Source organism: Cryobacterium sp. TS_SC_7 (assembly GCF_056156285.1).
Window position 1 is genome coordinate 3,318,581 of record NZ_CM149589.1, and the last position, 11,767, is coordinate 3,330,347.

Below are 11,767 nucleotides of genomic sequence, written 5' to 3' on the forward strand. Positions count from 1 at the left end.
GGCGATTATCGGCGCGAACGGCGATTCTCGGCGCGCGAGGCGGCGCGCTAAGTTTGGAACATGTCTTTTTCGGTGGCGGTGGCAGGTGCGAGTGGTTATGCGGGCGGTGAATTGTTGCGTCTGCTGGCCGGGCACCCCGACTTCGAGGTGCGCACGGTCACGGCGCACAGCAATGCCGGCCAGCGTCTGATCGACGTTCAGCCGCACCTGCGCTCGCTCGCTCACCTCACCCTGGTCGACACCACGCCCGAAACCCTCGCCGGGCACGACGTGGTGTTCCTCGCCCTGCCGCACGGGGCATCCGGTGCCCTCACCGCGCACCTGCCCGCCGACACCCTCGTCGTGGACTGCGGCGCCGACCACCGGCTCGAGAGCGAAACGGACTGGGCGGCGTTCTACGGCGGCGACTACTTCGGCGCGTGGACCTACGGCGTACCCGAGCTGCCCGTGGCCGGCGGCACGCAGCGCGCCCGGCTGGCCGGCTCCCGCCGCATCGCCGCCCCCGGCTGCAACGCAAGCACGGTGGCGCTGGCCCTGGCCCCGGGCATCCGTGCCGGTGTGATCGAGCCCGACGACCTCGTCGCCGTGCTCGCGGTCGGACCCTCCGGTGCCGGCAAGAGCCTGAAGCTGCCGAACCTGGCCAGCGAGATCCTCGGCTCGGCCAACCCGTATGCGGTCGGCGGAGTGCACCGCCACATCCCTGAAATCCAGCAGAGCCTGCGCTGGGCCGGGGCCGCACACCCGACCATCTCGTTCACCCCGGTGATCGTGCCGATGAGTCGCGGCATCCTCTGCACCGCCACTGCCCGCCTCGTTCCCGGCACGTCGGCGGCCGCGGTGCGTGCCGCCTGGGAGCAGACCTACGCCGACGAGCCGTTCGTGCATGTACTTCCTGAGGGGCGGTTTCCGCGCACGGCTGACGTGCTCGGCGCCAACACCGCCCTGATCGGCCTCGCCGTCGATGAGGCCGTGGGCCGCGTCGTGACGATCACGGCCGTCGACAATCTGACCAAGGGCACCGCCGGTGCCGCCATCCAGTGCGCCAACCTGGCCCTGGGACTGCCCGAAACCACGGGCCTTTGCACGAATGGAGTTGCCCCATGAGTGTCACCGCTCCCTCCGGGTTCGCCGCCGCCGGAGTCACCGCCGGACTGAAGCATTCCGGCGGTCTCGACCTTGCCGTGGTGCAGAACCTCGGCCCGCTCACCAGTGCGGCCAGCGTCTTCACCAGCAACCGCTGCAAAGCGAACCCGGTGCTCTGGAGCGAACAGGTCATGAAGGCCGGCCGGGTCAAGGCCATCGTGCTGAACTCCGGCGGCGCGAACTGCTACACCGGCAGCATCGGGTTCCAGACCACGCACGCCACCGCCGAAGCCATCGCCGACCGCCTGGAGATCTCCGCCGGCGAGGTGCTGGTCTGCTCCACCGGCCTGATCGGCGAACAGCTGGACCTGGGCAAGATCACCGCCGGGGTCTGGGATGCCACCCTCGCCCTGCAGGGTGAGAATGCCGGCTCCGAGGCGGCCGGCCTGGCCGCGGCGCAGGCGATCATGACGACCGACACCACACCCAAGCAGACCATGCTCGTCTCCGACGCCGGCTGGACGATCGGCGGCATGGCCAAGGGCGCCGGCATGCTCGCACCCGGCCTGGCCACCATGCTCGTTGTCCTCACGACCGACGCCGTGCTCGACTCCGACCAGCTCGACGTGGCACTGCGCCAGGCCACCCGGGTCACCTTCGACCGGCTCGACTCCGACGGCTGCATGTCCACCAACGACACCGTCACCCTCCTCGGCTCCGGGGCCAGCGGCGTCACCGCCGACCTGGCCGAATTCACGGATGCCCTCGTCGCCATCTGCCAGGACCTCACCCTGCAGCTACAGGCCGACGCCGAGGGGTCCGCCCACGACGTGGCCATCACGGTGCGGAACGCCGCCTCCGAGGCCGACGCCGTCACGGTCGCCCGCGCGGTCTCCCGCAGCAACCTGTTCAAGACCGCGATCTTCGGCAACGACCCCAACTGGGGACGCGTGCTCGCGGCCGTCGGCACGACGGATGCCGCCTTCGATCCCTACGGCATCGACGTCTCCATCAACGGCGTGCAGGTCTGCACCGCGGGGGAGCCCGACCAGCCGCGCGAGCTCGTCGACCTGACCCCCCGCTCCGTCTCCGTTGTGATCGACCTGCACGAGGGAACCGAGACGGCCACGATCTGGACCAACGACCTCACCCACGCCTACGTCGAAGAGAACAGCGCGTACTCGAGTTGACCCCGGCCCACGGAACCCCCGGCGACCAGACCGGCCGCGACGAGACGAACAGCCGCGCGGAGGCGGCCGTCAAGGCCGCCACGCTGATTGAGTCGCTGCCCTGGCTCAAGCGGTTCCACGACCAGATCATCGTGGTCAAGTTCGGCGGCAACGCCATGGTCAGCGAGGAACTGCAGGCCGCGTTCGCCGAGGACATGGTCTACCTGCGCTACTGCGGCATCCGCCCCGTCGTTGTGCACGGCGGCGGCCCGCAGATCTCCGCCATGCTCGACCGGCTCGGCATCGAGAGCGAGTTCCGCGGCGGCTACCGGGTGACCACCCCCGAGGCGATGGACGTGGTGCGCATGGTGCTCACCGGCCAGATCAACCGTGAGCTCGTCAGCCGGATCAACCAGCACGGCCCCATCTCGGCGGGCCTCTCCGGCGAGGACGCCGGGCTGTTCCAGGGCCGCCGCCGCGGCACCGTGATCGACGGTGAAGAGGTCGACCTCGGCCTCGTCGGCGACGTGATCGGCGTCGACCCCGAGGCCGTGCACGCCCAGCTCGCCGCGGGCCGCATCCCGGTCGTCTCCTCGATTGCGCCCGACACGGATGTCCCGGGCCAGTCTCTGAACATCAACGCGGACGCCGCCGCCGCGGCCCTCGCGGTCGCCCTCGGCGCCGCCAAACTGGTCATCCTGACCGATGTCGCGGGGCTGTACAGCGACTGGCCCAACCGCGACTCGCTGGTGTCGGTCATCGACGTGGACTCGCTCCGCGCGCTGCTGCCCGATCTCGAGTCGGGCATGATCCCCAAGATGACGGCCTGCCTCGACGCGGTCGAGGGCGGCGTTGCGAAGGCGGCCATCATCGACGGGCGCGTGCCGCACTCGATCCTGCTCGAGGTCTTCACCGGCAGCGGGATCGGAACCGAAGTAGTCCCCGCATGACACCGACAGAAGTGAGAAGCGAACAGATGGCCGACTCCGGCACCCACGACTGGCGCGAGCGTTTCAGCGCCGCCCTGATGCGCACGATCGCGCCGCCGCTGGCGATGCTCGTGCGCGGCGAGGGGTGCTACGTCTGGGACGACGAGGGCACCGAGTACCTCGACTTCCTCGCCGGGATCGCCGTGAACTCGCTCGGCCACGCGCATCCGGCACTCGTCGCCGCGGTCACCGACCAGGTCGGCCGGCTCGCGCACGTCTCCAACTACTTCGCGTCGCCGCCGCAGCTGGAACTGGCCGAACGGCTGAAACGCCTCACCGGTGCGGGCCCGGCCGGCCGGGTCTACTTCTGCAACTCCGGCGCCGAGGCCAATGAGGCCGCGTTCAAACTGGCCCGGCTGAACACCGTGGGCGGGCGACGCACCCGCATCCTCTCCCTGCACGACTCGTTCCACGGCCGCACCATGGGGGCGCTGGCGCTGTCCGGCAAGCCGTCCATGCGCGAGCCGTTCCTGCCCGTGCCCGGCGGGGTCGAGCACATCCACGCCACGTTCGAGGCGCTCGACGCCGCCATCGACGACACCGTCGCCGCCCTGTTCCTCGAGCCCGTGCAGGGGGAGGCCGGGGTGATCGACCTGCCCGACGGGTTCCTCCGCCGGGCCCGGGAGCTGTGCACCCGGCACGGTGTGCTGCTCATCATCGACGAGGTGCAGACCGGCGCGGGCCGCACCGGCGAGTGGTTCGCCTACCAGCGAGAAGGCATCCTGCCGGATGCGGTCACGCTGGCCAAGGGGATCGGTGGCGGACTGCCCATCGGCGCCCTCGTCACGTTCGGCGCGGCGTCGGAGCTGTTCCAGCGCGGCCAGCACGGCTCGACCTACGCCGGCAACCCGCTCGTCACGGCCACCGCGAACGCCGTTCTGGGCACCATCGAGGCCGACGGGCTGGTCGCCAACGCGGCGCGCCGCGGCGAGCAGCTGCGGCAGATCCTCGCCGGGTTCGGCTCGCCACTGATCGGCGAGGTGCGGGGGCGCGGCCTCCTCATCGGCGTCGGGCTGACCGAGCCGGTCGCCTCGCGCCTCACGGCCGCGGCCCAGAGCAACGGCCTGATCGTGAACGCCGCGAACGAGTCCACCATCCGTCTGGCCCCGCCCCTGATTGTCGGCGATGCCGAACTGGCCGATTTCGAGCGCCGATTCGGGCTCGCTCTGGCCAGCCTCTAGAGTTGAACAATCTATTCCTGACAGCGAAAGTGACACCGTGACCCGCCATTTCCTGCGCGACGACGACATCTCACCGGCCGAGCAGGCCGAGATCCTCGACCTGGCACTGGAGCTGAAGCGAGACCGATTCGCGGTCAAGCCCCTGGCCGGCCCGCAGACCGTGGCCGTCATCTTCGACAAGTCCTCGACCCGCACCCGGGTCTCCTTCGCCGTGGGAATCGCCGACCTCGGCGGCAGCCCGCTGATCATCAGCACCGCGAACAGCCAGCTCGGCGGCAAGGAAACCGCCTCCGACACGGCCCGCGTGCTCGAACGCCAGGTGGCCGCGATCGTCTGGCGCACCTACGGTCAGGCCGGACTCGAGGAGATGGCGCTCGGCACCACGGTGCCCGTCGTCAACGCCCTCTCCGACGACTTCCACCCCTGCCAGCTGCTCGCCGACCTGCTCACCATCCGTGAGCACCGCGGTGATCTGTCCGGCCAGACGATCGTGTTCCTCGGCGACGGCGCCTGCAACATGGGCCAGTCCTACCTGCTCGCCGGCGCGACCGCGGGCATGCACGTGCGCATCGCCTCCCCGGCCGGTTACACGCCCAGCGACGCGGTCGTCGCGGATGCCGCGGCGATCGCCCAGCGCACCGGCGGCTCCGTCGAGCTCTTCACCGACCCGCTCGCGGCCGTCGACGGCGTCGACGTGGTCGTGACCGACACGTGGGTGTCGATGGGCAAGGAGGAGGAGAAGGCCACGCGCCTCGGCGACCTCGGTCGTTACCGTGTGGACGCGGCCATGATGGCCCTCGCCAAGCCCGACGCGCACTTCATGCACTGCCTGCCGGCCGACCGCGGCTACGAGGTGGACGCCGACGTGATCGACGGCACGCAGAGCATCATCTGGGACGAGGCCGAGAACCGGCTGCACGCCCAGAAGGCCCTGCTCGTCTGGCTGCTCGCCCAGAACACCCCCGCATAGTGACCTTTCCGGTCGAGAGTGACCGGTATAACGGTCACTCTCGACCGGAACAGGCACTCTCGGGTGTCAGAGCGTAACCGTAAACTTGAACAGATCTATCTTTAGGGAGAACCATGGCTGAACGCGTTGTGCTGGCATATTCGGGCGGACTCGATACCTCGGTGGGCATCGGCTGGCTGAAGGATGCGACCGGCAAAGAGGTCGTGGCCCTCGCCATCGACGTCGGACAGAGCGGCGAGGATATGGACGTCATCCGCCAGCGCGCCCTGGACTGCGGCGCCGTCGAGTCCATCGTCGTCGACGCGAAGGATGAGTTCGCCAGCGACTACGTCGTGCCGGCCCTCAAGGCCAACGCGCTCTATCAGAAGCGGTACCCGCTCGTCTCCGCGCTCAGCCGCCCGCTGATCGCCAAGTACCTCGCCTCCACGGCCAAGGAGCTCGGCGCGAACAGCGTCGCGCACGGCTGTACCGGCAAGGGCAACGACCAGGTGCGTTTCGAGGCAGCCGTCGCCGCCCTCGCACCCGAGCTCACCTCGCTCGCCCCGGTGCGCGACTTCGCGCTCACCCGCGACAAAGCCATCGAATACGCGGCCCTGCACAACCTGCCGATCGCGCAGTCGAAGAAGAGCCCCTACTCGATCGACCAGAACGTCTACGGGCGTGCGGTCGAGACCGGCTTCCTCGAAGACCCGTGGAACGCCCCGATCGAAGACCTCTACACCTACACGCAGGACCCGGCCGTGACGCGCGAGCCCACCGAGGTCGTCATCAGCTTCGACCAGGGTGTTCCCGTCGCGATCGACGGCGTCGCCGTCACCCCGCTGCAGGCCATCGAAATGATGAACCTGCTCGCCGGCAACCAGGGCGTCGGACGCATCGACATCGTCGAGGACCGTCTCGTCGGCATCAAGAGCCGCGAGGTGTACGAGGCTCCGGCCGGCATCGCCCTGATCGCCGCGCACGAAGAACTCGAGAACATGACCGTCGAACGCGACCTGGCCCGGTACAAGCGCACGGTCGAGTCCAAGTGGGCGGAACTCGTCTACGACGGCCTCTGGTTCTCCGGCCTGAAGCGCGCCCTCGACGTGTTCATCGACGAGACGCAGAAGCACGTGACCGGCGACATCCGTCTGAAGATGCACGCCGGCACCGCCGTCGTCACCGGCCGCAAGTCCGCGCAGAGCCTCTACGACTTCAACCTCGCCACCTACGACACCGGTGACACCTTCGACCAGTCCATGGCCAAGGGTTTCATCGAGTTGTGGTCGCTGCCGAGCAAGATCTCGGCTCGCCGCGACCTCGCCGGCAAGTAGGGCGACGTGGCTGGCGACAAGGACACGACCGAGAACCGCGCCGGCAAGGCGGGCGCCCTCTGGGGCGGCCGCTTCGCCGGGGGGCCGTCACCGGAGCTGGCGAAGCTGAGCAAGTCGACCCAGTTCGACTGGCCGCTGGCTCCCTACGACATCCGTGGTTCCCAGGCTCACGCGCGGGCCCTGGCCGCGGCCGGTTACCTGACCGACCCGGAACTCGTCGCCATGATCGCCGGCCTCGACACCCTCATGCAGGCTGTTCTCGACGAGAGCTTCCTGCCCGCGGAATCCGACGAGGACGTGCATTCGTCCCTGGAACGCGGCCTGATCGACATCGTCGGCGTCGAACTCGGCGGCAAGCTGCGCGCCGGACGCAGCCGCAACGACCAGGTTGCCACCCTGGTGCGCATGCTGCTGCGCGACAAGGCGCAGGGCATTTCCGCCCACGTGATCGACCTGATCGACGCCCTGGCGTCGCAGGCCGAGGCGAACGGCGACGCCATCATGCCGGGTCGCACGCATCTGCAGCACGCCCAGCCGGTTCTGCTGGCGCACCACCTGTTCGCGCACTGCTGGCCGCTCGTGCGCGACCTCGAGCGGTTCACCGACTGGAACAAGCGCGCCGATTTCTCGCCCTACGGGTCGGGGGCGCTGGCCGGCAACACGCTCGGCCTCGACGCCAACCTGGTCGCGGCCGACCTCGGTTTCAGCGCCGTGGTGGAGAACTCGATCGATGGCACGGCAAGCCGCGACCTGGTCGCCGAGTTCGCGTTCATCACCGCGCAGATCGGCATCGACCTGTCCCGGCTGGCCGAGGAGATCATCCTCTGGAACACCCGCGAGTTCGGCTTCGTCACCCTCGACGACTCGTACTCCACCGGGTCGTCGATCATGCCGCAGAAGAAGAACCCGGACATCGCCGAACTGGCCCGCGGCAAGTCGGGCCGCCTGATCGGCAACCTGACCGGCCTGCTGACCACGCTCAAGGGACTGCCGCTCGCGTACAACCGCGACCTGCAGGAAGACAAGGAACCCGTCTTCGACTCGATCGAGACCCTCGAGGTGCTGTTGCCGGCCTTCAGCGGAATGATCGCGACCCTGACCTTCCACACCGAGCGGATGGCCGAGCTCGCCCCCCAGGGATTCTCCCTGGCCACCGATGTCGCCGAGTGGCTCGTCAAGCAGCAGGTCACCTTCCGCGATGCGCACGAGATCACCGGCGCGCTGGTGAAGTACGCGGAGCAGAACGGGCTCGACCTGCACGAGGTCGACGACGCCGCGCTGCTCGCGCTGTCGCCGCACCTCACGCCGGATGTGCGCGAGGTGCTCACCATCACCGGTTCGGTGTCCCGTCGCGACGGCCAGGGCGGCACCGCCCCGGTGCGCGTGGCCGAGCAGCGCGCGGTGCTCGTCACCCGGGTGCGCGCGCTGGCGGCTGCGCTCGGCATGTGACACTCGCCGACGGCATTCTGGCGCGACCGGCGGCCACGGTCGCGCCACTGTTGTTGGGCGCCGTGCTCGGGCGCGCCGGGGTGCTGCTGCGCATCACCGAAGTGGAGGCCTACCTCGGCGAGGGCGTCGACCCCGGCTCACACGCGTTTCGTGGACGCACCCGCCGGAACGCCTCGATGTTCGGCCCGAGCGGCCACGTCTACGCGTATTTCAGTTACGGCATGCACGTCTGCGCGAACGTGGTCTGCTCGCCGGAGGGTGAGGCGTCGGCCGTGCTGCTGCGCGCCGGCGAGATCGTGGCCGGTCTGCCCGAGGCGCGGAGGCGTCGGCCTACCTCCCGATTGGACCTCGACCTGGCGCGAGGCCCGGCGCGGCTCACGCTGGCGCTCGGCATCGGCCTGGGAGACGACGGCGCCGACCTCGGTCACGCACCGTTCGAGCTGACGCTGCCCGAGCATCCGGCCCCGTTCCTCTCCGGGCCCCGCACCGGGGTGGGCGGGGCCGGCGGGGGAGCGGAGTACCCGTGGCGATTCTGGATCCCGGGCGACGCGACCGTGTCGACGTACCGACGGCATCCGAAGCTCGTCGCCCCGCCCGAGCGTCTCTAAGCGCGTCGGCGGGTGATCGCATCCGTCACTCGGCGAGGCCCGTGGCGCACCTTTCGGAAGCCGGCGCAGGTTCAACCGTGCGCCCGCTTCCGAAAGGTGCGCCGAGAGTCGAAACGGGGCCGACGACCGCGGTCAGGAGCAGGGTCTACCTGCTCTAGGTCAGGGCGATCTGCACCAGCGCGGCACACGCGCAGGCCCAGATCAGGCTGGCCAGGGTGCCGATGATGAATCGTTCCCGGGCCTCGGCCGTGGCCAGTTCGGTGAACCGGCCGACGCCCTTGATCGCCACGACGACGGCGATGGCCTCCGGAAAACCGGCCAGGATGGCACCCGCCACGGCGAGGCGCTCCAGGATGCCGATCATCAGACCGCCGCGCAGTACCTCATGCACGAAGGCGCCGGAAGCGCCCGCCGCACCGGGACCATCGGGAGCACCAGCACCAGCACCAGCACCAGCACCAGCGGCCTCGGCCACGGTCGCCGGTGTCGAAGCGGGAGCCGGCGCCGGCGCCCCACCGACGTCACCGTTCTCGACCAGGATTCCGCCGTGCTCGCCCTGAGGTACCGAGTTGTTGGTGGCGAGCCGCAGCGCGAGCAGCGCCGCGGGGCCGCCGCCGACCACGGCCAGGCCGAGTGCCAGCATGCCGAGGATGACTCCCGAGACCGCGGATCCACCGGGGGAAGGGAGGGCGGCCACCAGGAGGGCCGCAGCGAGAGCGCCGGCTGAAACGGCGGCGAACGGCAGCTTCTGGCGCCGGAACGCGAGAATGGCGAAGGCGAGCGAACCGGACGTGACGAGCAGCAGGAGCAGCCAGTACAGGTACGCCACGATCGGGAGGGTCGAGGAGTTCATCCGGCAGGGTCCGTTTCGGTCGTAGCGTGCTCGAGGTTCTCCAGCAGCCTAACGAGTGCGGGCTGGGCCGACCGGTCGACCCTCCAGAGGGCGCTGCGAATGCGCTGACTGACAGCCGCGGTCGAAATGCCGAGCCGGCCGGCGATCTCCACCTGGGACAGTCCGGCCTGAAGCAGGTCGACGGCCGTCCAGCCCTCCGTCGTGCGGCGCTGACGCAGCAGGAGCAGCGTCGTGATCAGGGCCTCCACCTCCTCGGCATCGAGAATCGAGCCCGCGCCCGACTCGCCGGCACCGTCGGCGAGCCCGGCATCCGGAGCAGGGTGGGGAGCCGGGTCGACGGCCAGGGCGAACCGTGCCTCGGCCTTTTTCGCCCGGGTCACGGCGGCGCGGGCCGCCACGAACGCACCACCGGATGTCTGCCGGGTCGACGCCGGCAGGGGAGTGCGCACCTCGCCGAGGCCGAGGCCGATGCTCCAATGACCCTCCCGGTGCAGGGCGAGAAGCACGGCCAGCGCTGTGGCGGCATCCCGCAGCAGCAGTTGAATCTCGTCGCCGGCCGTCTGGTCGGGCGGCAGGATGAAGGCTGAACCGAATTCGCCGTTGAGGGCGGCGATCATCTCGCCGGCCCGGTCGCGGTCGGTGCGGCTGCCGATTTGGTCGGCGGTGATCACGAACATGGTCTCTACCTCCAGCAAAGCGATCAAATATGAAGCATCAAAGATGAATCTGTATGAATTCAGTTTGCAGGCTTAACTAACGCAGGTCAAGGCCAGGTGATGAACTTCGGGACATCGAGGGGGTGCCGTGGGAGGGCGCTGATAACCTTGGCTCGTGTCAGATCCAGCCATCCTCGCCCTGCAAGCCAATGACCCGACCTTCGACGACGTGTGGGAGGAGATCTCCTGGCGAGGCCTGGTGCAGGTGTCCACGGATGCCGCTGAACTGCGCGAGCTGCTGGCCGGTCCGCCCGTCACCTACTACTGCGGGTTCGACCCCACCGCCCCGAGCCTGCACCTCGGCAACCTGGTGCAACTGCTGCTCATGCGCCGGCTGCAGCTGGCCGGCCACAAGCCGCTCGGTCTGGTGGGCGGTTCCACCGGCCTGATCGGCGACCCGCGTCCCACCGCCGAGCGCACCCTCAACTCGCGGGATGTCGTCGGCCAGTGGGTGGGCTACCTCCAGGATCAGGTCTCGCGCTTTCTGAGCTCGGAGGGCGACAACGCCGTCACCCTGGTGAACAACCTCGATTGGACCGCGCCGCTCAGCGCCATCGACTTCCTGCGGGACATCGGCAAGTACTTCCGGGTGGGCAGCATGCTCAAGAAGGATGCCGTGAGCGCCCGCCTGAACTCTGACGCCGGCATCAGCTACACCGAGTTCAGCTACCAGGTGCTGCAGGGCATGGACTTCCTCGAGCTCTTCCGCACGTATGGGTGCGTACTCCAGACCGGAGGCAGCGACCAGTGGGGCAACCTCACCAGCGGCATCGACCTCATCCGCAAGGCGGAGGGGGAGGGCGCGCACGCCATCGGCACCCCGTTGATCACCAATAGTGACGGCACCAAGTTCGGCAAGAGCGAGGGCAACGCGGTCTGGCTGGACCCCACCCTCACCAGCCCGTACGCGTTCTACCAGTTCTGGCTCAACACCGACGATGCCGACGTCATCAACCGGCTCAAGGTGTTCACCTTCCTGACCCGGGCCGAGATCGAGGAACTCGAGGGTGCCGTGGCGACCGAGCCGTTCAAGCGGCTGGCCCAGCGCACGCTCGCCGTTTCGGTGACGAGCCTCGTCCACGGGCGGGCTGCAACGGATGCCGCCATCCAGGCCGCGCACGCCCTCTTCGGTCAGGGCGAACTGTCCGATCTCGACGAGGCCACCCTCGAAGCGGCGCTGCGGGAACTCCCCAACACCACCACCGCCCCGCGCGCCCCCGTAGTGCAGCTGCTGGTCGACACCGGACTCACTGCCAGCCTGAGCGAAGCCCGCCGTGCCATCAGTCAGGGCGGGGTCTACCTCAACAACGTGAAGGTGCTGAGCGACGACCAGACCATCGAAGGGGCCGTTCTCCCCGGGGGAGTAGCCGTGCTCCGCCGCGGGAAGAAGACCCTGGCCGGCGTTTTCGTCGTCTGATCCCGTCGTCTGATCCAGT

11 protein-coding genes are annotated in these 11,767 nt (G+C 69.2%); 9 read left to right on the forward strand and 2 right to left on the reverse strand.

What is annotated here, in order from left to right; translation table 11 throughout:
* The first annotated feature begins 60 nt into the window (after positions 1 to 60).
* The 8 genes from argC (at position 61) to AC0J5J_RS15280 (ending at position 8,762) form a co-directional block, all read left to right on the forward strand.
* Positions 61 to 1,104, forward strand: coding sequence for an N-acetyl-gamma-glutamyl-phosphate reductase (gene argC / locus AC0J5J_RS15245; protein ID WP_474898787.1), 1,044 nt, complete (start codon positions 61 to 63; stop codon positions 1,102 to 1,104).
* Positions 1,101 to 2,273: a bifunctional glutamate N-acetyltransferase/amino-acid acetyltransferase ArgJ gene (gene argJ / locus AC0J5J_RS15250; RefSeq protein ID WP_134425597.1), complete on the forward strand. Its 1,173-nt coding sequence runs from the start codon at positions 1,101 to 1,103 to the stop codon at positions 2,271 to 2,273. The genes argC and argJ overlap by 4 nt, the downstream gene beginning before the upstream one ends.
* Positions 2,270 to 3,202 carry an acetylglutamate kinase gene (argB, locus tag AC0J5J_RS15255; RefSeq protein ID WP_134425596.1) on the forward strand — a complete coding sequence of 311 codons (933 nt, stop codon included), beginning with the start codon at positions 2,270 to 2,272 and terminating at the stop codon, positions 3,200 to 3,202. The genes argJ and argB overlap by 4 nt, the downstream gene beginning before the upstream one ends.
* Positions 3,199 to 4,422 carry an acetylornithine transaminase gene (locus tag AC0J5J_RS15260; RefSeq protein WP_474898789.1) on the forward strand — a complete coding sequence of 408 codons (1,224 nt, stop codon included), beginning with the start codon at positions 3,199 to 3,201 and terminating at the stop codon, positions 4,420 to 4,422. The genes argB and AC0J5J_RS15260 overlap by 4 nt, the downstream gene beginning before the upstream one ends.
* 37 nt (positions 4,423 to 4,459) lie before the next feature.
* Positions 4,460 to 5,392 carry an ornithine carbamoyltransferase gene (gene argF / locus AC0J5J_RS15265; RefSeq protein WP_474898790.1) on the forward strand — a complete coding sequence of 311 codons (933 nt, stop codon included), beginning with the start codon at positions 4,460 to 4,462 and terminating at the stop codon, positions 5,390 to 5,392.
* A 113-nt stretch (positions 5,393 to 5,505) separates the two neighbouring features.
* Positions 5,506 to 6,705 (forward strand): argininosuccinate synthase, encoded by a 1,200-nt coding sequence (locus AC0J5J_RS15270; protein ID WP_134425594.1) that lies wholly within the window; start codon positions 5,506 to 5,508, stop codon positions 6,703 to 6,705.
* A gap of 6 nt (positions 6,706 to 6,711) precedes the next feature.
* Complete coding sequence (argH, locus tag AC0J5J_RS15275; RefSeq protein WP_474898791.1) at positions 6,712 to 8,154, forward strand: argininosuccinate lyase; 1,443 nt, start codon at positions 6,712 to 6,714, stop codon at positions 8,152 to 8,154.
* Complete coding sequence (locus AC0J5J_RS15280) at positions 8,151 to 8,762, forward strand: DNA-3-methyladenine glycosylase (RefSeq protein WP_474898792.1); 612 nt, start codon at positions 8,151 to 8,153, stop codon at positions 8,760 to 8,762. Before argH ends, AC0J5J_RS15280 begins: the two co-directional genes overlap by 4 nt.
* A gap of 154 nt (positions 8,763 to 8,916) precedes the next feature.
* Here the strand turns inward: AC0J5J_RS15280 and AC0J5J_RS15285 are convergent, their stop codons facing one another.
* The gene (locus AC0J5J_RS15285) at positions 8,917 to 9,615 is read right to left on the reverse strand and encodes a hypothetical protein (protein WP_474898794.1); all 699 of its coding nucleotides are present in this window, start codon (positions 9,613 to 9,615) and stop codon (positions 8,917 to 8,919) included.
* Positions 9,612 to 10,319, reverse strand: coding sequence for a sigma-70 RNA polymerase sigma factor region 4 domain-containing protein (locus AC0J5J_RS15290; protein WP_474898796.1), 708 nt, complete (start codon positions 10,317 to 10,319; stop codon positions 9,612 to 9,614). Before AC0J5J_RS15290 ends, AC0J5J_RS15285 begins: the two co-directional genes overlap by 4 nt.
* A gap of 127 nt (positions 10,320 to 10,446) precedes the next feature.
* Here AC0J5J_RS15290 and tyrS point away from each other — a divergent pair, with 127 nt between their 5' ends.
* A complete protein-coding gene (gene tyrS, locus AC0J5J_RS15295) occupies positions 10,447 to 11,748 on the forward strand; it encodes a tyrosine--tRNA ligase (protein ID WP_474898798.1) in 1,302 nt (433 codons plus the stop codon).
* The last annotated feature ends 19 nt before the right edge of the window (positions 11,749 to 11,767 follow it).